Raw genomic sequence first — 20,356 nt, 5'->3', positions numbered from 1 at the left:
CTGACTATGAGTATCAATACCTTTGTATATCCCTACCCGATCACTGTATTTATTATTTCGCGGTTAGGTCTGACAGTAGAGCAATTTTGTGAATTACATGGCTATAAGCAGAGTACAGTAGCAAGCTGGGTAACAAGAAACCGTACCGTAAAGACGTTGCCTTGTGATTTTTTATATTGTCTTAGTCTTTCTTCAGGCTGGTCGATGGATGATGTTTATCGTCATTTATTGGTATTGGAGGAGAAGTTCTTAAAGAGTATTAATCCAAAAAAAGAAAAAGAACAAATTAATTAGTTCTGTCTATCATTCTTCGTTGTATTTTAGTTTTTTTACGTGTTTGTTAAGTGATATAGGAAATGTAACTTAATAAATGGAATGGCAACCCTTTTTTTAACAAAAATTATAAAGTGTAAAAATCAGGTGCTTGTTATCTAATCCGATTGTCCTTGACAACGAGCCTCCATGGACGTGAATCAACTGTGGCGAAGCTACAAGCAAATGTATCGGCCACTACGCAACGCTACCACATCCATGCTCATTATCAAGGATCCGCTCCGCTAATCTCCGATTTCGAATGCTGATTGGTGTCTCATACTCCCAAAGAACCGTGTAACCGAAGATAATTCCACCAATTGACGTAATCAAATAATGCAGTGACAGAGCAAGTTGGTAAAGATATTCCACTTCGGTTACTTGAAAATGGGAAAAAAGATTATTCTGTGATATTTAAGAACGGACAGGTAACTGATTACAACGAAGTATTTAAAAAAGTTATTGAATAATGATTCTTCGGTTCTGTTGCAAAGTTTTCTGATAAACTGATTTTAAGGTAAAATGAATGGAAAAGATAGCTTGGAGGAATCAAGATGGATCATTTTAAAGGCAAGCAATTTCAGAAAGATGTGATTATTGTCGCCGTAGGCTACTACCTTCGGTATAATCTTAGCTATCGTGACGTCCAAGAAATCCTATATGACCGTGGCATTAACGTTTCTCACACCACCATCTACCGCTGGGTACAGGAATATGGAAAACTACTTTACACTATTTGGAAAAAGAAAAATAAACAATCCTTCTATTCGTGGAAGATGGATGAGACCTATATTAAAATCAAAGGGAAATGGCACTATCTTTATCGAGCAATCGATGCAGATGGTTTAACCTTGGATATTTGGTTACGTAAAAAACGGGACACACAAGCAGCCTATGCTTTTCTTAAGCGGTTAGTGAAGCAGTTTGATGAACCGAAGGTTGTAGTCACAGATAAAGCCCCCTCTATTACAAGTGCCTTTAAGAAACTAAAAGAATACGGCTTTTATCAAGGGACAGAACATCGTACCATTAAATACCTGAATAATTTGATTGAACAAGACCATCGTCCAGTAAAGAGACGCAATAAATTCTATCGAAGTTTACGCACTGCCTCTACCACGATTAAAGGCATGGAAGCCATCCGAGGATTATATAAGAAAACCCGAAAAGAAGGCACTCTCTTCGGGTTTTCGGTCTGTACTGAAATCAAGGTATTATTGGGAATCCCAGCTTAAATCATAGATACCGTAAGGGATTTTATTCTTTATTTAAAACTTTGCAACAGAACCAATTCACGTCTTTTGTTAACGCCAATAATCACTATGAGGCTATTAGGGATATGATTTAAGTTAAATAAGCTATTGGAATTTGGAATTGATTATCATTGTCATATAAGCCTGTTTGGTAATTGATTTAATATGTGTCATGTTATAGTATTGATAGGATGAAGAGAAAAAATTTTCACCCTACAATAAAAAAGGAGGGTTTTGAAATGAGTTTAGATTATTCAGATCGAGGGAAACAACCTGTTGTAGAAAATATTGAGGCGATGACTGTCGAAAATGAAAATTTTCGAACAACTATTTGGACTGGTGAAAAGTTACAAGTGACGGTTATGTCAATTGAACCTGGTGATGATATTGGCTTAGAGATTCATGAAGGAATTGACCAATTTTTGCGTATAGAATCAGGTAGTGGAGTTTGCAAGATGGGACCAAAAGAAGATGATCTTTCATTTGAAAAGCCAGTAAAAGATGATGATGCAATTTTTGTTCCTGCTGATACTTGGCATAATGTGGAAAATACGGGAGACGTTCCTTTGAAACTGTATACTATTTATGCGGGGCCAGATCATGTAAAAGGAACCGTTCACCCTACTCATGAAGATGCTAGAAACGATCCGAATGAAGATTAGAAATTAATAAATGACTAGATAATAAGCAACCCCTACTATTTGCCGGTAATTTTTCGGTAAGTAGTAGGGGATATTTTTTTCTAAAAACCGAATTTGCAAAGTGTGTAAAATTTGCTAACTATTATTCGAAAATGTCCACCATTCATAAACAAAAATTTGTTTCATAAGCGGTTGACAAATGAATGGTCGTTCATATATGGTTGTCTTAACATATGATTCTTGGTTCATATGAATGAATTTAATGGTTGAGGAGATGAAGTTAGGATGGATAATTCTAAAATGAATAATTTCGAACAACATAGTCATACACATAGCTATGTTGGTGAGCATACACACGAACATACGCATGATCATAGCGGTTCTGTTGCAAAGTTTTAAATCTACTATCAAATAAGGTAGAATAATAGAAAAAGATAGCAGGAGGAATGACGATGAATCATTTTAAAGGAAAGCAATTTCAGCAGGATGTGATTATTGTAGCCGTGGGCTACTATCTTCGTTATAACCTTAGCTATCGTGAAGTTCAAGAAATCTTATATGATCGTGGCATTAACGTTTCTCATACGACGATTTATCGTTGGGTGCAAGAATATGGCAAACTACTCTATCAAATTTGGAAAAAGAAAAATAAAAAATCCTTTTATTCATGGAAAATGGATGAAACGTACATCAAAATTAAAGGAAAATGGCATTATTTGTATCGAGCCATCGGTGCAGATGGTTTAACCTTGGATATTTGGTTACGTAAAAAACGGGACACACAAGCAGCCTATGCTTTTCTTAAGCGGTTAGTGAAGCAGTTTGATGAACCGAAGGTTGTAGTCACAGATAAAGCCCCCTCTATTACAAGTGCCTTTAAGAAACTAAAAGAATACGGCTTTTATCAAGGGACAGAACATCGTACCATTAAATACCTGAATAATTTGATTGAACAAGACCATCGTCCAGTAAAGAGACGCAATAAATTCTATCGAAGTTTACGCACTGCCTCTACCACGATTAAAGGCATGGAAGCCATTCGAGGATTATATAAGAAAACCCGAAAAGAAGGCACTCTCTTCGGGTTTTCGGTCTGTACTGAAATCAAGGTATTATTGGGAATCCCAGCTTAAATCATAGATACCGTAAGGGATTTTATTCTTTATTTAAAACTTTGCAACAGAACCTAAGATTTTAATTAATTATTAGGGGGAGAAGGAGAGAGTAGCCCGAAAACTTTTAGTTGGCTTGGACTGAACGAAGTGAGGGAAAGGCTACTAAAACGTCGAGGGGCAGTGAGAGCGAAGCGAACACTTGATCTTTTAAGTTGCTATCATTTATAGGTCAATAGAGTATACTTATTTGTCCTATGAACTATTTAGCAGTATAATAGATTTATTGGCTCTTTGTCAATAAGGACTGATGAGTTGCGTAAAATCAAATCTGGGTCAGAATGAACCACATTCTGGCTCAGATTTTTTGTTATCTTACTTTGATTAATTGATTGATCAAAAAGATTCTAATTCTCATGTTCTCGAATGATTTAAATCCGTAGGATACTCGTTTCATTGTCTTTATGTGGGTATTCTTCGCTTCTATTTTTCCATTGGAATAAGGATAGATCATTGCGTTGGTGATGCCTTCTTCATAGGTCAGAAGGTTTTGAAGCTTCTCCCGAAAGCTGTCATCTAACGTTTTGGGAAGTTCTGTCAATATGCAGAAAAACAAGTCAGGGTCTTTGTCTCGAAAGGCTTCAACTAATTCATGAAAAAAGGGATACGCCTCCTTCAGGGGCGTAGAAAACTCAAGCAATCGATCAATCATCATTGCTTCAGTGAGAAATGGGTATTTTGGTGCTCGGAAACTTTTCCATGTTTTGTATTCATAATGGTTGATGTTCGCACGATTTTTTAGCAAAAAGCGCCAGTTCTTTTTCAGTTTTTCTGCCTGGCTTTTCTGTCCTACTTTACGAAGTTCATTCATTTCACGGATACGCAACTCATTGAACGCTTGATTCATGTGTTTGACAATATGAAACCGATCAATCACTATTTTCGCATTTGGCAGAACACGTTTGGTGAGCTGGAAGTAGGCAGCGTTCATGTCTGTCACCAAGAATTCTACTTCTTCTGGATTGGTACAACCTAAGAAATAGCTTGTTAATCGAGGTAATTTACGCGTAGGCAAAACATCAATTAATTTTCCTGTTTCGCCATCCGCGCAAATAAAGCTCATCTTATCTTCTATGGAAGCATGCGAACGAAATTCGTCAACCATCAATACTCTGGGGAGAATCTTCTTAGATTGCTTTGGCAAATAACTTTTAAACTCTTTCAATGTACGAATAACGGTGGTCAAAGATACCTGACAGCTTTTCGCAATAAAAGATAAAGATACTTTTTCAGTCAGTAAAGAAGCAATTTTATATCTAACATGATCTGCGATTGAATGTCTGGGTTGGACAAAATAACTTTGAGCCGTCCAATGGGTTTGGCAGTTTTTACAGGTATAGTGCTGCTTTTTTAGACGCATAACCAAAGGCATATGATTGTATTGTTCAAAACGGACAATCGTTTCCTTCTTCCCATTTTTCACTATAATTGCTTTCCCGTTTCCATCTACCACAGTAGAGCCACAACTTCTACAAGCACGAGGAGCAGGCGAGAGAACAGCATCGACGACCAACGTCTTTTTCTTCTGAAGGGTCTCGTAAGAGACCTCTGTAATCATCAAATCTTTCTCTGTTATTCTCAACATTTTTTTGATAGAATCATTCATATAGCATATCGTCCTCTCAGTTGTTTATTTTGTGGTGATTTAATCATACTAGAGAACGATATGTTTTTTTATACCTAAAATGAAAATGGGGCTGAAGAATCAATTCTGATTCATCAGTCCCATAAATTATAGAGCCGATTTATTGAATAGGTCATTTAAGTTGAGCATATTAGAGGAGAAAAATCTTGGAGAAATATTTGAAGAACCCGATTACATGGATTGGATTAGTTCTTGTGGTTACGTGGTTTTTAACTAAAAGTAGTGAATTTTTGATTTTTGGTGTGTGTGTCTTGTTGTTAGTATTTGCTAGTCAAAGTGATTAAATAGAATCCATATCCAATTTATTTTTTTCTTAACAAGGGAGGTGTTTTTTAACATGACTAAAGTAGGGTATGCACGAGTAAGTAGCAAAGAACAGAACTTAGATCGGCAATTACAAGCGTTACAGGGCGTTTCTAAAGTCTTTTCAGACAAAATAAGCGGACAGTCCACTGAACGACCACAATTACAAGCTATGCTTGATTATATCCGTGAAGGGGATATTGTTGTTGTTACTGAATTAGATCGATTAGCACGGAATAATAAAGAATTAACAGAATTGATGAATCAAATTCAAATTAAGGGGGCAACCCTGGAAGTCTTAAATTTACCCTCAATGAATGGTATTGAAGATGAAAATTTAAGGCGTTTGATTAATAGCCTTGTCATTGAATTGTACAAGTATCAAGCAGAATCAGAACGAAAAAAAATTAAGGAACGTCAGGCACAAGGAATCGAAATTGCTAAGAAAAAAGGCAAATTCAAAGGTCGGCAACAGAACCTAAAAGCTTTTAGGTTGTCTATATCTTGGAGTAGGATTTTCCCTAACGGTGATGAAAAGCACGCGAATGAGAAAGGACTTCAATTTTATGACAGTGTGTTTGATGAATGTGCGAAGTATGGGATTGAACCAATCGTTACACTGTGTCACTTTGATTTTCCTATGCATTTAGTTAGAAATTTTAATGGTTTTTATAGTAAGGAAACAATTACATTTTTTGAGAGATATGCACGAACAGTTTTTGAGAGATTTAAGAGTAAAGTGAGATATTGGATTACTTTTAATGAAATTAACTTTTCTTTGTTAGAAGATGGAGCTTTAGAAGTTCTAGGAATCAATGATTTGGATCTTAGAAAGTCGAAAGAGGCACGTTTTGAGGCATTGCACAATGTTTTTATGGCAAGTGCCAAAGTTGTTAGGTTAGGACGTAAAATCAACCCATCCTTTAAAATCGGATGCATGATTGCTCATGTTACCTTGTATCCATTAACAAGTCGACCTGAGGATAACATATTGACTCAGGAGATGGATAGAATGTTTAACGATTTTTGTGCAGATGTTCAAGTAAAAGGAAAGTATCCATATTATGCAAAAAACTATTTTAAGATAAATAATATAAAAATAGAATTATCTGATTATGATGAGAAGGTCTTGGAAGAAGGGGTAGTTGATTTCTATTCTTTTTCATATTACATGAGCAATTGCATCTCCTCCGAGGATGGGCATGAAGTATCGGCGGGTAATCTTTTAGGTGGGATTAAAAATCCATTCTTAGATACTTCTGATTGGGGTTGGCAAATAGACTCAGTGGGCTTAAGATACACAATGCATAAATTGTATGATCGCTATAATATTCCTTTAATGATTGTAGAAAATGGATTGGGGGCAGTAGATAAAGTTACAGAAGATGGTTCAATTAATGATGATTACAGAATTAACTACTTAAAATCTCATTTAATAGAAATGAAGCAAGCGATATATGAGGGTGTGGAAGTCTGGGGCTATATGGTTTGGAGTCCTATAGATATTGTCAGTTCAAGCACAGGGGAGATGAAAAAGAGATATGGGTTGATTTATGTCAATAGAAATGACAACCAGAAAGGAAACTTTGAAAGATACAAGAAAAAATCCTTTTATTGGTATAAAGATGTTATTGGTTCCAATGGGAATAACTTGTAGGAAGCCACTGCTTACTCATGAACTGTAAATGTAGAAAATTTTTAGATTTACAAGTCTCTAATATTTCAATTTAAGAAAAGCTTATTATTAAGATGAGAATTACAAAGGGAATTAATTGGCTAAAATCCTTTAGTCCTCACACTTACGTAAAATTGAGATAGGATAAGAAAAAGCTTAACAGGGAGTGTATATCTTTTTTAATGCTACAAGGTGTAATCAGATATTGTTGAGTATCCATCGGATTACTATCAAAATCGGTTAATTGTATTTCAAAAATATGACAAAATATTTCTATTTGTTTCTATTTGTTTTAAATTCTATTATTTCGAATATTATTTATTCTATTTGCTATGCTTTATATAAATAATATTTATTAAAAGTATAGGAGAACTGTTTGTGAAAAAAAATATTTTTATTTCCAGTATTTTAATGTTGTTTTCTATGTCAGTGGTTTCTGCATATGCGGAGGATCTAGACAATGAGATCGGTAAACAGGAACAGAAAATTGATGTTATAAAGAAAGAAACAAAGACCATAGAGGAGCAAAAGTTAGATACCGATAATTCAATTAAGAAAATTGATGCCGAGATTAAAGAAATACTCGAAAATAAATCAGTTACAGAAAAAAAAGCAAATGAAATTTCTAAAGAAATAACGGAGCTCACTATAAAGATTAACAAAAGAAAAGATTTACTAAGAAATCAAGCTAGAGATATTCAAACTTCTGATTCATCAAATAGTTTAATGGAGACATTACTCAGTTCAGAATCTATTAGTGATGCAATAAATAAAGCAGTTGCCTCTATTACGATTATGAACGCGAGTAATGGTATAGTGGAACAACAGCAGATGGATATAGAAAAAAGTGTTGTACTTGAAAAAGAATTAGAAAAAAAACTAGCTGACATCGAAGATCAATCTTCTGAATTAGATAAGAAACAGAGAAACTTAGTAGATATCAAATTGGGACAAGAATTAGAAATAGCTGAATTATCCTTATCCCTAAATACTGAAGAAGAAAAGAAACAGAAACTCATTGAGGAAAGAGATGAGGCAGAAAAGAAAAAGAAATTAGCTTTAGAGGCTTTGGAAAAGCAACGAAAAATTGAAGAAGAAGCTAAAAGAATGGCTGATTTGGAAGTATCTAAGAAACAAGAGACAAGTAATAATAATTCAGCAGAGAATGCGGAATTGGTTGATGAAAAACCAATAAAAGAGAATCCAAGCGAGACAAGTAAATCTGAAGAAAATGTTGTATCGGATGAAGAAAAAAGCAACGTAGATTTGTCTTCCAAAGAAAAAGATGTTCCATCAACCGAGGAGTCTAGTTCGTCAAATAATGGTTGGACTAGGCCTCTAGATTCTATTAATATTTCAAGCCGATTTGGGTTTCGCTCAGATCCTACAGGATATTCTGGAAATCAGCATGACGGTTTAGATTTTACCGGATCTACTGGAACTCCGATTTATTCAATTAATTCCGGAGAAGTTGTTGCGGCAGGTTATGGACCGTCTACTGGAAATCATGTGATTATAAAACACTCTAACGGTATGTATAGTTATTATATGCATATGAGTACACCACCGGCGGTATCAGTAGGCCAGTCAGTCTCTTCAAGAGAATACTTAGGAGGGATGGGAACGACGGGTAATTCTACTGGAGTTCACCTTCACTTGGGCATGTCTACAGGATTGTGGTCCGGTTTTGTGGACCCAGCGACTTATATAGGCTTATAGAATTGCAAATTTTTTTGTTTTAGAAAAATCTAGTGTTTAAGGCAGTATGCTTTATTACGCTAGATTTTTCATTTGATTTATACACCTTTTTTTAAACTATTCGAAGTAATAGAATTAACTTTTAATACGTTAAAGAAAAGTATAAAGAATATAAATTAGATAATTATTTCAATATTTTTCAAAATAGTTTAATCTCATTTATAGAATGTGGTTTAGATATCGACGTAAATTTAGGTAAAAATTGGTGCTATATGTTCAAAAGTAATCGATCGAAGCTAATTACACAGAAGAAAAACCGTATTTTTTTAAAAAACATATGAATGATTTGACATATGTTTGGTTGGTCATTTATAATATTATTACATTAACTAAAGGATGAGTAAGATGTCAAAAGAAAGAAAAAAAGAAATACGGAGAAAATTGATTAAGCTTTTAAATGAAAATCCTAACTGGTTAGATAGTGATCATACAGAACTAAAAAAAGAAATTCAGTTGTTGGGACAGTTTCTAGGATATAGCTCCAAAAACAAAAAAATTGGAGACTTAACTTTAGAAAAATATTTAAAATTACTTAGCTTAGGTTTCAATAACCAAGAAATAAAAGGAATCTATCAGTTATCTGAGGGTAGCTTTAAGGAGTGGTTGAAAGAGCATGATTTTTATCGGCGAAATGTGGATGAGATTTTAAATGAAAACAAAGAATTCAAAAACTATGATTAATCATAAACAATATTTAGGAGGTAACATAAATGGACAAAGAAGAAATCAACAATAAAAATCATTCTCTTAAAAACGAGACTAGTAACCATGGGGGTACTGAGCATAAACATAATGAAGAACACGATCACAGTCATGGGAATATCCCAGTGTATTTTTACTTCATTGGGTTAATCGCATTTTTAATTGCTCTATTTTTAGGAGAAGATCTACTTATACTTTCTAACATGTTATTTAGTATTACGGTGGTTTCTGCAGGGTACCATGTAATCATAGAGGGCTTTGGAGATACAATAAAAGATAGTTTGAAAACAAAAAAATTTATGCCTAATATTCATTTTTTAATGGTATTAGCAGCAGCTGCTGCAATGATTATTGGCAGTTTCGAGGAAGCTGGTCTATTAATTTTGATTTTTGCAGGGGCACATTTCTTAGAAGATTACGCAGAGGGGAAGAGTAAGAGAGAAATTACGAATCTGCTAAAGCTAAATCCCACGGAAGCCAGAAGACTATCAATTGACAACTCTGTTGAAGTCGTGTCAGTTGATCAATTAGTGGTCGGAGATAAAGTGCAAGTTTTAAATGGAGGACAAGTGCCTACAGATGGAAAAATAATCTCTGGAACAACATCAATCGATGAGTCGTCTATAAACGGTGAAAGTATTCCAAAAGAAAAAACAGTAGGTGACGATGTATTCGGAAGTACAATTAATGGTACCGGTTCGTTTGTTATGGAAGTTTCAAAAGATAGTAGCGATACTGTATTTGCAAAAATATTAAAACTAGTTGATCAATCGCAGAAAAATTTGAGTAAAACAGCAACAACCATAAAGAGGTTAGAGCCCAAGTATGTGACCTTAGTATTGATGATTTTCCCATTTATATTGGTCTTGGGTCCAACAGTTTTTGGATGGAGCTGGAATGTAACTTTATATCGAAGTATTGTATTTTTAATTTCCTCTTCACCGTGCGCATTAGCAGCTAGTGCGGTACCCGCTACTTTATCAGCGATTTCTAATTTAGCTAAGGGAGGTGTACTGTTTAAAGGGGGATCATTTTTATCTAATTTAGGGGAACTCAAAGCTATTTCTTTTGACAAAACAGGGACTTTGACGAAAGGAAAACCCGTTGTTACAAATCAATATTTCATTGATGGGGTCGACGAAGAGGAGGTAATCGACGTTATTGTATCAATGGAAAAAGAATCAAATCATCCTTTAGCGACTGCTATAGTTAGTAATTTTCCACATACGGAGACAAAAACACTATCAGTAGAAAATGAGGTTGGCAGAGGATTAGTATCAACTTTCAATGATAATGAGTATAGAATTTCTAAACCTTCGGAATTTAATAGTTATGATAAAAACATAAAAGAAAAAGTTAATGAGTATTCAAAAGACGGAAAGACTGTTGTTTTAATAGCAATCAATAAGGAAGTTATAGGTTTAATTGCATTAATGGATGTCCCTAACTTGAATGCAAAAGATGCAATAGAATACTTCAATGATCAAGGTGTTCACACTACTTTAATTACAGGGGATGCTAAACTTACGGGTGAATCGATTGGCAATGAGCTAAAGATTGGTCAAGTAATTGCTAATGTTTTACCGGAAGATAAGGCGAAAATTGTTAAACAGCAACAGGATTCATATGGACTAACTGCAATGGTAGGTGACGGAGTCAATGATGCGCCAGCTTTAGTTAATGCGGATGTAGGAATTGCTATGGGCGATGGAACGGATGTTGCTATCGATGTAGCGGATGTGGTTCTAATGAAGAATGACATATCGAATTTAGTTTATGCTCATAAAGTATCTAGACGATTAAATAAAATTGTCTGGCAGAATATTATCTTTTCAATGTTTATTGTGTTGCTATTAATATCATTAAACTTTTTAGGTAAAATGACTATAGGAATAGGAGTTTTAGCTCACGAAGGAAGTACTGTGTTGGTTATTTTTAACGGATTGAGATTATTAATTCCTCAAAAAGAAATGTGAAAATTATAGGACGGAGATTCTAAATGAAAAATAAGGATTTAGAAAGATCAGTTGAGGGAGTCCAGAAAATCGTAAAAGTACTCAATGATCGAACCAGACTAAAAATACTGTTTTTTTTGTCGAAACAAGAAAGAAATGTCTCTGAATTACAGTCATTGGTCCAAAGATCACACACAGCAACATCGCATCATCTTTCTAAGTTGAAAAGTAATAGGATGGTTTCAGCAGAGCGTAAAGGAAAGTATATGTACTACTCCTTGAAAGATGAACATATAAAAACTATTTTAAAAGTTATGTTTGAACACACTATGGAAGAGGGTGAATTTTGTGGGACACCATCACAAAAAAGATTATTATAGAGATGACCACCATAAAAGTAACACTTACAAAAAAGAACATCATGGTAATCATGGTTCCTATAGAAGTAACAGAGGCTGCTTAGGCTGTTTAACTCAAATATTCCTAGTTTTAATTATAGTATCATTTATCTTTATCAGCGTTAATTTGTGATTATTAACTGATGTGTTAAGTAATTGAGGTAAATATTTTGATACGGAGGAACTTAATGAATAGAGAAGAAATTTTACAAACAATCAAAGATCTAATAGCTAATGGCAATATTGAAGAAGCAAATGCTCTTTTGAATGAACAAGCTACATTCTTAGCAGATTATTATGATCAGGCAGCTGGATTATTTGAAAATTTAGATACTGTGCAAATGCCTTTTTTTAATGACAAGGAAACTATATTGTTGTTATGGGAAAAACTTTCAAATTTATTCAATAAATAAAAATTTAGATGTTGAGGGCTTTCATGTTATTTTTAAGTGTAATATCAATATTCGTTCTTCTAAGTGTAGACCAGATTGCTAAATTATTGACAGTTAGTATTTTTGCATTATATGAAGAAAGAGTCATTATTCCCGATATTTTTTCACTGACCTATATTCAAAATAGTGGGGCAGCTTGGGGGATTTTGAGTAATAATACAAACTTATTGATTGTTATATCGGTGCCCATAATCGCTATGTTGGGTTGGCTAATGTTAAAAAGTAAAAAAAAGATTCTGACGAGTGGCCTGATTTTTATTATTGCAGGTGCATTGGGAAACTTAGTAGATCGAATAAGGATTGGCTATGTAGTTGATATGCTGCGTCTTGATTTTCTAAATTTCCCTGTATTTAATATTGCAGATGTAATGTTGACGTTTGGTGTGCTTTTGGTGATCACTGATTATCTATCAGATAAAATATCAAATGTAGAGAATAAAAATCAGTGATTTTAATGGTCTTATGCAAGACAATTCTGGGAAAAGTGCTACTAAAAAGTATCTGCTTAAATATATTCCATAAATTTTACGGATGTGACACAATCAGATTCTGTCACATTCGTTAAAATCGCTCCATCCTTAGAGGCTCTAAGAGGAAATCACTTTTCTTTTAGGGCCTTGTCATTTTAATATTTAAATGGCGCATAGTTTGCTTCATAACTAGCGTTCAAAAAAACTAAAAATGTATCATAAAAAGAAGGCACGCTTATAAACATGCCTTCTTTTATTTGTTGTGTTATTTAACTTTCATCAATCGTAATCCGTTTAATGTTACTAAAAGCGTTGCTCCCATATCTGCTACAATAGCAATCCATAGTGTTAGCCAACCTGGTATGACTAGTAGTAGAGCTAATAGTTTTATACCTAATGAGAAGGTGATATTTTGCTTAATTACTTTTAGAGTTTGGCGGCTAAGTCTAACAATGAATGGTAATTTTTGTAAATCGTCGCCCATTAGAGCAACATCAGCAGTTTCAAGAGCCGTATCTGTTCCTGCACCGCCCATTGCAATACCAACCGTCGATGCAGCTAATGCTGGTGCATCATTAATGCCGTCGCCCACCATTGCTACTTTATTATAAGTTGTCCGCAACGCTTTAATCGAATCTAATTTTTCTTGAGGCATTAGATCTCCTTTTATTTCAGTCACACCTAATTGCTTACCAATAGATTCAGCGGTTTTAGTATTATCACCAGTAAGCATAATAGTGTGTTCAATTGACAACTTGTGGAGTTCAGAAATAACGGCAGCACTTGAATCTCTTACTTCATCCGCGACAGCAATTACTCCTAAAATTTGTTCGTCAGTACCGAAATACATGGCGGTTTTCCCTTGTTCTTGAAATTGTCTGTATTGTACTTTGACCGCTGTTTCTTCGATTACTGATGCAGAAAACAGTTTAGGGCTTCCAATATAGTAACGTATGTTTTGATGTATACCTGTAAGTCCTTTACCTGTGATAGATTGGAAATCCTCGATTTGTATTGACTTGTAATCCACATTAGTTTTATCCGCTTCGTTTAAAATAGCAGAAGCTAATGGGTGTTGAGAAAGAGATTCCAACGATGAAATAATCGATAGATAATTTATATCAGTTTCAGAACTGGTTGCAATGAAATCCGTTACGACAGGCTTTCCTTTTGTTAAGGTTCCAGTCTTATCGAAAGCAATTGCTCTCAAATGACCAATTTCTTCCAGATAGACTCCGCCTTTTACTAAAACACCATTTTTTGCTGCATTACCAATAGCCGAAACAATTGAAACAGGTGTTGAGATCACTAATGAACAAGGACATCCGACAACTAAAATGGATAACCCTTGGTAAAGCCATTTATTCCAGTCACCACCAAAGAATAGCGGAGGAACAACCACTATCAAAAGGGCCATAATAATTATGAATGGCGTATAGTATTTTGCAAATTTATCTACAAAGGCTTGTGCAGGAGCTCGTTCTCCTTGCGCTTCTTCAACTAAGTGAATGATTTTGGCAATCGTTGTATCCGTTACTTTTTTTGTTACTTTGACTTCAAGAACACCTTCTTCATTTAGTGTTCCTGCAAACACTTCATCATCTAACTGTTTTTCAACAGGAACCGATTCTCCTGTTATTGCTGCTTGATTTACTGAAGAATGACCGTTGATAACAAGCCCATCCATGGCTATTTTTTGTCCGGGTTTAATGATCATAATATCGTCGATATCGATTTTATCGACACTGACTAATTGCTCTACATTGTTTCTCCTGATAAGAGCTTCTTTGGGAGCTATATCCATAAGAGAACGAATCGACTGTCTTGCTTTATCCATTGAAAATCGTTCCAAAGCTTCGCTAATAGCAAATAGTATTACTACAATAGAACCTTCGGCCCATTCTCCAATAAATGCGGCCCCAATAATTGCAATAGTCATTAAAGATTCCATGGAGAAGTCCAATTTGATCAAATCAGAGAACCCTTCTTTAAATAAATCAAATCCACCAATTATTATTGCCAATATATAAAGAGCTTTCGTTAATAAATGATCTTCGCCCAATGATAGTTGGGAAATCACAGCAACAAGTATAAAACCAAGAGAGATGATTAAAGCGATATTCCGTTTAATAAAAGACTCTTTTGATCTAACTTGTTCATCATTTTCTTGATCATCACGAATGATAAGATTTTCGAAGGCTCCCGCTTCTTCGAGTTCTTCAATTGTTGTTTGGCCTTCTACTGAAATCTTACTTGCACCAAAGTTTACTGTTGCACTCGTAACTCCTGGCAATTGTTTTACATTTTTTTCAAATTTACCTGCACAATTTGTACAGCTTAATCCTTCTATTCGATAGGTTTTTTCGGTCATTTTCTCACTCATGCTAGCACCTCTTCTTTAAAATTTACGCCAAGCTCCATAAGATTTAAGATTTTGATATTTTTAATAAAATAGTAGACTAACTTACCATCCTTGTGACTATCAACTATTCCCAATTTTTTTAAGGAGTTCAGATGGTGTGAAGTTGTTGCGACCGAAGCATCAATGATATTAGCAATATCACAAACACATAGCTCATCTTCATGAACTAAAGCATGTACAATTTTAAGTCGATTTTCATCTGACAATATTTTAAAGAAACCACTTACTGACGGAGTATCAAAGTTTGCTAGTTTAGATTTAGCACGATTAACTTTGTCTTCATGAATACAAGTTATTTCACAAATTTCATTATTCATACGATCATCCCTTTACATTCAAATGTTTGTTTGAATGTATTGTATCAGAACATCCATCTATATTCAAGTGAATGTTTGAATGTTCATAAAATGACATATTTCTGGACACTCTTTTAGATAGCATAATTGATAGGTATCACTTTATTTTTGTGTTCATAAACTCGAAAATAAATCATTGTTCAATATAAATTTAAATTTATGAGTATTAGGACAAACATTGACTGTGGTCAGAAACTTAAGAGTTTCGGACCCTGATTTTTTTCTTGTTTCTTAGCTTATTCGGCAGCTCAACTAATTAGGTTCAGTAAGTTATTTATTTAAACTACAACAACAAAAATTAAGTTGAGTAAAAAAAGTTGAATCACCGAACTTAAGATTGGTTCTTCCTCGGTGTCATAGTTTAGGACAAAGCTTTTCTGACAGAGATTACCAAATATAAATTAGTGCAGTTTATACAAATTTCAAGCAACCTATAACAATAAATATCCCCCAAAATATGTAGGGTTCTGTTGCAAAGTTTTAAATCTACTACCAAATAAGGTAGAATAATAGAAAAAGATAGCAGGAGGAATGACGATGAATCCTTTTAAAGGAAAGCAATTTCAGCAGGATGTGATTATTGTAGCCGTGGGCTACTATCTTCGTTATAACCTTAGCTATCGTGAAGTTCAAGAAATCTTATATGATCGTGGCATTAACGTTTCTCATACGACGATTTATCGTTGGGTGCAAGAATATGGCAAACTACTCTATCAAATTTGGAAAAAGAAAAATAAAAAATCCTTTTATTCATGGAAAATGGATGAAACGTACATCAAAATTAAAGGAAAATGGCATTATTTGTATCGAGCCATCGATGCAGATGGTTTAACCTTGGATATTTGGTTACGTAAAAAACGGGACACACAAGCAGCCTATGCTTTTCTTAAGCGGTTAGTGAAGCAGTTTGATGAACCGAAGGTTGTAGTCACAGATAAAGCCCCCTCTATTACAAGTGCCTTTAAGAAACTAAAAGAATACGGCTTTTATCAAGGGACAGAACATCGTACCATTAAATACCTGAATAATTTGATTGAACAAGACCATCGTCCAGTAAAGAGACGCAATAAATTCTATCGAAGTTTACGCACTGCCTCTACCACGATTAAAGGCATGGAAGCCATTCGAGGATTATATAAGAAAACCCGGAAAGAAGGCACTCTCTTCGGGTTTTCGGTCTGTACTGAAATCAAGGTATTATTGGGAATCCCAGCTTAAATCATAGATACCGTAAGGGATTTTATTCTTTATTTAAAACTTTGCAACAGAACCAGATGTGGCATATGTTGAAGAAGACTTACGTTCCCCTTGCACACAAGAAATTGCTGTTTTTAGAAAGTTTGCGGAAATAGTTGAAGGAGCAGATAGTGATGTTGTTGTGATTGATACCACCCCAACAGGTCATACACTATTGCTATTAGATTCAACACAAAGCTACCACAAAGAGATTGAACGTTCTTCTGGAGATATACCCGAGTCTGTTCAAAAGCTACTGCCTAAGTTACAAAATGGGGATGAAACAGAAGTAGTAATGGTCACATTACCCGAAGCAACACCTGTTTATGAATCAATTCGATTAAAAGATGACTTGGAGAGAGCGGGAATCGCTCGTACTTGGTGGGTAGTGAACAATAGCATGCTTTCTAGCGGAACAACGAACCCAATGCTTTTAGCAAGAGCACAAAATGAAGAAGTTTGGATTGATAAGGTAGCAGAGCTGTCTAACAATCATTACCCAGTGATTGAATGGAAAGCTGAGGATATTTCAGGAGATGCTTTAAGAGATATTTTATAATTTACGAGATAACTCATATTTTACTCATTGACAAAACATAGATAAAGTTCTATATTAAATATAGATGAACATCTATATGGAGGTGAGAATATGGATTATTTAGGATTATCAAAAATTATGAAGGCAATTGCAGAGCCTAATAGACTTCAAATATTAGACATGATTTCAACTGGTGAAAAGTGTGCATGTGATATTTTGGATAATTTTGATTTTACTCAGCCGACACTATCACATCATATGAAGGTTTTAATTGAGGCGGGAGTAGTAACCGCACGTAAGGAAGGCAAATGGCAATATTATTCTCTGGTAACAGAGAATATTGAAGAATTTCAAGAATTAATACATCAGATATTGAATATAAAACAAAAAGAAGGAGTTATGTAAAATGAGTAAAGTATCGTTGTATGAACCAGCAATGTGTTGTGACACAGGAGTTTGTGGTCCCGGAGTAGATACAGAATTGCTTCGAGTTTCCTCTATTATTCAAACATTGGAAAAAGCCGATGGTGTAGAAGTAGAGCGTTTTAATTTAACAGGTAATCCTGCGGCATTCGTAGAAAATGAAAAAGTTGGGGAGTTGTTACAGTCTAAAGGAGCCGACATACTACCAGTTGTTTTATTAGATGGTGAAATTGTGAAAATGGCTGGTTATCCGTCAAATGAGGAGTTTAGTGTCTATACTGGTGTTAATTTCTCAGAGGATAAGAAAGAAGAACAATCAAATAGTTGCTGCTCTCCATCATCTGGATGTTGCTAAAACGAAGAAACTAAAGCCTATGAGAAGAGATTCTCATAGGCTTTTTTATTAAGTGAGACAGAATCTATTGACAATAGATAGATGAACATCTATATTATATATAGAAGAATTTCTATGTATGGAGGGATGAAAGATGGATTATGAATTAACAGCAAAAGTTTTTAAAGCATTAGGAGACCCAAAAAGGGTTCAAATTGTGGATATGCTCTCTTGTGGTGAGCGTTGTGCATGTGATTTATTAGAGCATTTTGAATTTACACAACCAACGCTTTCCCATCACATGAAAGTGTTAATGAATGCAGGGATTGTTCAAGCCAGAAAATCAGGGACATGGCACAACTATTCATTGAATGCGGAAAATATGAAAGTATTATCTGGTGTCATTCAAACAATCATTCAAAACACAGATGACTGTATTTGTCATACGATTGATAATGCTGCATGTTCTTGTGAGGGTAAAGGGAGAGTAACAGCTACAAAGAAAGTAACAACTGCTTAGAATGAAGATGTTAAATTTAAAGGAGGAAACCAAACATGAAATTGTACCAACCAGATCAGTTACCATTAACAAAGTATCTATTTTTTACAGGAAAGGGAGGTGTTGGTAAAACAACGACTGCTTGTGGCACTGCTACTTATTTAGCAGATAGTGGGAAAAAAGTTATGTTAGTCAGTACCGATCCAGCAAGTAATTTACAAGATGTTTTTCAAACAGAATTAACAAATAAAGGGAAAGAAATTCCAGAAGTTCCGGGATTAACTGTAGCAAATTTTGATCCTGTAACAGCAGCTGATGACTATAAAGAAAGTGTTGTAGGACCATTTAGAGGGAAACTACCTGATTCTGCATTAGCGAATATGGAGGAACAATTATCTGGTTCTTGTACAGTAGAGATTGCTGCCTTCAATGAATTTTCTGGTTTTTTAACTGATCCAGAAGCAGAGAAAAAGTATGATTATATTATTTTTGATACCGCACCAACAGGTCACACGTTAAGGATGTTACAGTTACCGTCTGCATGGAGTAATTTTATGGATGAAAATACAACAGGAGCTTCATGCTTAGGTCAATTATCTGGTTTAGGTGATAAAAAGGAAATTTATGAGCATGCTGTAGCCACATTAGCTGATGGAGCAAAAACAACTTTAATGCTTGTAACTAGACCACAAAAGGCACCACTTTTAGAAGCAGATCGAGCTTCTAAAGAATTACAAGAGATAGGCATTGAAAATCAAGTTTTATTAGTGAATGGCGTCTTAGAGGAAGCAACAGATAAAGTATCTCAATTGATTTATGATGGACAACAAGAAGCGTTGGCACAAATGCCAGATAGTTTGAAAGCTTTTCCTGAGTACAGTATTCCTTTACGTTCTTACAATGTGACTGGTGTTGAAAATCTACGCCAATTGTTGAAATCCAATCAAGGTGAATTTTTAACTGAAATAGTCACACCAAGAGTATTTCCTAGATTGAAAGACATCGTGAATGAGTTGCATCAATCTGGTAAAAAAGTGATTTTTACAATGGGGAAAGGTGGCGTTGGGAAAACGACTATTGCTGCGGCAATTGCCACTGGTTTAGCAGATAAAGGCAAGAAAGTTCATTTGGCTACAACCGATCCAGCTGCTCATTTACAATTTGTGATTTCTGAATCCGATCAAATCAAGGTGAGTCATATCGATGAGGACAAGGAATTAGCAGATTATACAGAAGAAGTATTAAGCAAGGCTCGTGAAACGATGTCACCAGATGATGTTGCTTATGTAGAAGAAGATTTACGTTCGCCTTGTACACAAGAAATCGCTGTATTCAGAGCTTTTGCAGAGATTGTGGATGATGCCGATTGTGATGTGGTAGTTATTGACACCGCACCAACAGGACATACATTACTATTACTTGATTCTACCCAAAGCTACCATAAAGAAGTAGAGCGGACATCTGGTGAAGTACCAGAATCAGTGAAACGTCTCTTACCTCGTTTGCAAGATGGAAAAGAAACCGAAGTGGTCATGGTCACTTTACCTGAAACAACACCTGTTTATGAATCTATGCGACTACAGGAAGACTTGGATCGAGCAGGCATTGCTCATACATGGTGGGTCGTGAATAGCAGTATGTTAACAAGTGGTACAACAAATCCAATGTTACTAGCCCGAGCACAAAATGAAAATACATGGATTGATAAAGTAGCAGAATTATCTAATAATCATTATGGAGTTGTAGAATGGCATGCAGAAGAAATCTCTGGAGAAGCACTACACAATATATTGAATTAGAAGCATTTTATTT

19 protein-coding genes and 2 pseudogenes are annotated in these 20,356 nt (G+C 34.9%); 17 read left to right on the top strand and 4 right to left on the bottom strand.

The genetic code is table 11. The features are described from left to right. Nucleotides 1-6: 6 nt before the first annotated feature. A complete protein-coding gene (locus tag IGI76_RS16885; RefSeq protein ID WP_438781805.1) occupies nucleotides 7-294 on the top strand; it encodes a type III secretion system protein PrgN in 288 nt (95 codons plus the stop codon). 216 nt (nucleotides 295-510) lie between these two features. On the opposite strand, the pseudogene IGI76_RS16880 reads toward IGI76_RS16885, so the two are convergent. After that, nucleotides 511-649 (bottom strand): annotated as a pseudogene (locus IGI76_RS16880) (IS3 family transposase); the annotation flags it as partial. Between the two features lie 217 nt (nucleotides 650-866). Here IGI76_RS16880 and IGI76_RS16875 point away from each other — a divergent pair. The 3 genes from IGI76_RS16875 to IGI76_RS16865 all read left to right on the top strand — a co-directional run bounded on the left by IGI76_RS16875 (nucleotide 867) and on the right by IGI76_RS16865 (nucleotide 3,339). Continuing rightward, nucleotides 867-1,547: an IS6 family transposase gene (locus IGI76_RS16875; RefSeq protein ID WP_031645850.1), complete on the top strand. Its 681-nt coding sequence runs from the start codon at nucleotides 867-869 to the stop codon at nucleotides 1,545-1,547. A gap of 257 nt (nucleotides 1,548-1,804) precedes the next feature. After that, nucleotides 1,805-2,227, top strand: coding sequence for a cupin domain-containing protein (locus IGI76_RS16870; protein WP_002341373.1), 423 nt, complete (start codon nucleotides 1,805-1,807; stop codon nucleotides 2,225-2,227). A 431-nt stretch (nucleotides 2,228-2,658) separates the two neighbouring features. Further along, entirely contained in the window at nucleotides 2,659-3,339 is a 681-nt protein-coding gene (locus IGI76_RS16865) for an IS6-like element IS1216 family transposase (protein WP_002287920.1), read from the top strand. Nucleotides 3,340-3,688: 349 nt separating this feature from the next. Here IGI76_RS16865 and IGI76_RS16860 read toward each other — a convergent pair whose 3' ends face one another. Further along, nucleotides 3,689-4,984 carry an ISL3 family transposase gene (locus tag IGI76_RS16860; RefSeq protein ID WP_438781807.1) on the bottom strand — a complete coding sequence of 432 codons (1,296 nt, stop codon included), beginning with the start codon at nucleotides 4,982-4,984 and terminating at the stop codon, nucleotides 3,689-3,691. Between the two features lie 376 nt (nucleotides 4,985-5,360). Between IGI76_RS16860 and IGI76_RS16855 the strand changes: the two genes are divergently transcribed. The 7 genes from IGI76_RS16855 (at nucleotide 5,361) to lspA (ending at nucleotide 12,715) form a co-directional block, all read left to right on the top strand. Beyond that, nucleotides 5,361-6,983: a family 1 glycosylhydrolase gene (locus IGI76_RS16855; protein ID WP_438781809.1), complete on the top strand. Its 1,623-nt coding sequence runs from the start codon at nucleotides 5,361-5,363 to the stop codon at nucleotides 6,981-6,983. Between the two features lie 396 nt (nucleotides 6,984-7,379). Then, a complete protein-coding gene (locus IGI76_RS16850; RefSeq protein ID WP_201706032.1) occupies nucleotides 7,380-8,720 on the top strand; it encodes a murein hydrolase activator EnvC family protein in 1,341 nt (446 codons plus the stop codon). Nucleotides 8,721-9,104: 384 nt separating this feature from the next. Next, nucleotides 9,105-9,440: a hypothetical protein gene (locus tag IGI76_RS16845; RefSeq protein ID WP_074536935.1), complete on the top strand. Its 336-nt coding sequence runs from the start codon at nucleotides 9,105-9,107 to the stop codon at nucleotides 9,438-9,440. A gap of 29 nt (nucleotides 9,441-9,469) precedes the next feature. Continuing rightward, nucleotides 9,470-11,437, top strand: coding sequence for a heavy metal translocating P-type ATPase (locus tag IGI76_RS16840; protein WP_201706031.1), 1,968 nt, complete (start codon nucleotides 9,470-9,472; stop codon nucleotides 11,435-11,437). Between the two features lie 23 nt (nucleotides 11,438-11,460). Next, nucleotides 11,461-11,796, top strand: coding sequence for an ArsR/SmtB family transcription factor (locus IGI76_RS16835; protein ID WP_201706030.1), 336 nt, complete (start codon nucleotides 11,461-11,463; stop codon nucleotides 11,794-11,796). Between the two features lie 206 nt (nucleotides 11,797-12,002). Then, entirely contained in the window at nucleotides 12,003-12,227 is a 225-nt protein-coding gene (locus IGI76_RS16830; protein ID WP_201706029.1) for a hypothetical protein, read from the top strand. A 23-nt stretch (nucleotides 12,228-12,250) separates the two neighbouring features. Then, nucleotides 12,251-12,715 carry a signal peptidase II gene (lspA, locus tag IGI76_RS16825; protein ID WP_201706028.1) on the top strand — a complete coding sequence of 155 codons (465 nt, stop codon included), beginning with the start codon at nucleotides 12,251-12,253 and terminating at the stop codon, nucleotides 12,713-12,715. 286 nt (nucleotides 12,716-13,001) lie between these two features. Here lspA and IGI76_RS16820 read toward each other — a convergent pair whose 3' ends face one another. Together IGI76_RS16820 and IGI76_RS16815 are read right to left on the bottom strand one after the other, a co-directional pair. Beyond that, nucleotides 13,002-15,119, bottom strand: coding sequence for a heavy metal translocating P-type ATPase (locus tag IGI76_RS16820; protein WP_001291323.1), 2,118 nt, complete (start codon nucleotides 15,117-15,119; stop codon nucleotides 13,002-13,004). After that, entirely contained in the window at nucleotides 15,116-15,475 is a 360-nt protein-coding gene (locus tag IGI76_RS16815) for an ArsR/SmtB family transcription factor (protein ID WP_074536946.1), read from the bottom strand. Before IGI76_RS16815 ends, IGI76_RS16820 begins: the two co-directional genes overlap by 4 nt. Before the next feature lie 576 nt (nucleotides 15,476-16,051). Between IGI76_RS16815 and IGI76_RS16810 the strand changes: the two genes are divergently transcribed. From IGI76_RS16810 to arsA (IGI76_RS16785), 6 genes and pseudogenes are all read left to right on the top strand, one after another. After that, nucleotides 16,052-16,732 (top strand): IS6-like element IS1216 family transposase, encoded by a 681-nt coding sequence (locus IGI76_RS16810; protein ID WP_001067799.1) that lies wholly within the window; start codon nucleotides 16,052-16,054, stop codon nucleotides 16,730-16,732. Nucleotides 16,733-16,778: 46 nt separating this feature from the next. Continuing rightward, nucleotides 16,779-17,309: pseudogene (gene arsA / locus IGI76_RS16805) on the top strand (arsenite efflux transporter ATPase subunit ArsA); the annotation flags it as partial. Nucleotides 17,310-17,399: 90 nt separating this feature from the next. Then, nucleotides 17,400-17,693 (top strand): ArsR/SmtB family transcription factor, encoded by a 294-nt coding sequence (locus IGI76_RS16800; RefSeq protein ID WP_002333381.1) that lies wholly within the window; start codon nucleotides 17,400-17,402, stop codon nucleotides 17,691-17,693. Between the two features lies 1 nt (nucleotide 17,694). Next, nucleotides 17,695-18,066: an arsenite efflux transporter metallochaperone ArsD gene (arsD, locus tag IGI76_RS16795; protein ID WP_002360740.1), complete on the top strand. Its 372-nt coding sequence runs from the start codon at nucleotides 17,695-17,697 to the stop codon at nucleotides 18,064-18,066. Between the two features lie 133 nt (nucleotides 18,067-18,199). Continuing rightward, nucleotides 18,200-18,565: an As(III)-sensing metalloregulatory transcriptional repressor ArsR gene (gene arsR, locus IGI76_RS16790; protein WP_003744438.1), complete on the top strand. Its 366-nt coding sequence runs from the start codon at nucleotides 18,200-18,202 to the stop codon at nucleotides 18,563-18,565. Between the two features lie 35 nt (nucleotides 18,566-18,600). Further along, on the top strand, nucleotides 18,601-20,343 hold the full coding sequence (arsA, locus tag IGI76_RS16785; protein WP_201706027.1) for an arsenite efflux transporter ATPase subunit ArsA: 1,743 nt from the start codon (nucleotides 18,601-18,603) through the stop codon (nucleotides 20,341-20,343). The last annotated feature ends 13 nt before the right edge of the window (nucleotides 20,344-20,356 follow it).

Source organism: Enterococcus sp. DIV2449a (assembly GCF_051711225.1).
Lineage (GTDB): Bacteria > Bacillota > Bacilli > Lactobacillales > Enterococcaceae > Enterococcus_D > Enterococcus_D casseliflavus.
This window is presented reverse-complemented; position numbering and strand designations above follow the sequence as displayed.

Coding starts and splice junctions, on each gene's coding strand:
- IGI76_RS16845 (WP_074536935.1), top strand. CDS start 9,105: ATGTCAAAAGAAAGAAAAAAAGAAATACGGAGAAAATTGATTAAGCTT.
- IGI76_RS16865 (WP_002287920.1), top strand. CDS start 2,659: ATGAATCATTTTAAAGGAAAGCAATTTCAGCAGGATGTGATTATTGTA.
- IGI76_RS16860 (WP_438781807.1), bottom strand. CDS start 4,984: ATGAATGATTCTATCAAAAAAATGTTGAGAATAACAGAGAAAGATTTG.
- IGI76_RS16815 (WP_074536946.1), bottom strand. CDS start 15,475: ATGAATAATGAAATTTGTGAAATAACTTGTATTCATGAAGACAAAGTT.
- IGI76_RS16855 (WP_438781809.1), top strand. CDS start 5,361: ATGACTAAAGTAGGGTATGCACGAGTAAGTAGCAAAGAACAGAACTTA.
- IGI76_RS16875 (WP_031645850.1), top strand. CDS start 867: ATGGATCATTTTAAAGGCAAGCAATTTCAGAAAGATGTGATTATTGTC.
- IGI76_RS16810 (WP_001067799.1), top strand. CDS start 16,052: ATGAATCCTTTTAAAGGAAAGCAATTTCAGCAGGATGTGATTATTGTA.
- arsD (WP_002360740.1), top strand. CDS start 17,695: ATGAGTAAAGTATCGTTGTATGAACCAGCAATGTGTTGTGACACAGGA.
- IGI76_RS16885 (WP_438781805.1), top strand. CDS start 7: ATGAGTATCAATACCTTTGTATATCCCTACCCGATCACTGTATTTATT.
- arsR (WP_003744438.1), top strand. CDS start 18,200: ATGGATTATGAATTAACAGCAAAAGTTTTTAAAGCATTAGGAGACCCA.
- IGI76_RS16830 (WP_201706029.1), top strand. CDS start 12,003: ATGAATAGAGAAGAAATTTTACAAACAATCAAAGATCTAATAGCTAAT.
- lspA (WP_201706028.1), top strand. CDS start 12,251: ATGTTATTTTTAAGTGTAATATCAATATTCGTTCTTCTAAGTGTAGAC.
- arsA (WP_201706027.1), top strand. CDS start 18,601: ATGAAATTGTACCAACCAGATCAGTTACCATTAACAAAGTATCTATTT.
- IGI76_RS16800 (WP_002333381.1), top strand. CDS start 17,400: ATGGATTATTTAGGATTATCAAAAATTATGAAGGCAATTGCAGAGCCT.
- IGI76_RS16820 (WP_001291323.1), bottom strand. CDS start 15,119: ATGAGTGAGAAAATGACCGAAAAAACCTATCGAATAGAAGGATTAAGC.
- IGI76_RS16835 (WP_201706030.1), top strand. CDS start 11,461: ATGAAAAATAAGGATTTAGAAAGATCAGTTGAGGGAGTCCAGAAAATC.
- IGI76_RS16870 (WP_002341373.1), top strand. CDS start 1,805: ATGAGTTTAGATTATTCAGATCGAGGGAAACAACCTGTTGTAGAAAAT.
- IGI76_RS16840 (WP_201706031.1), top strand. CDS start 9,470: ATGGACAAAGAAGAAATCAACAATAAAAATCATTCTCTTAAAAACGAG.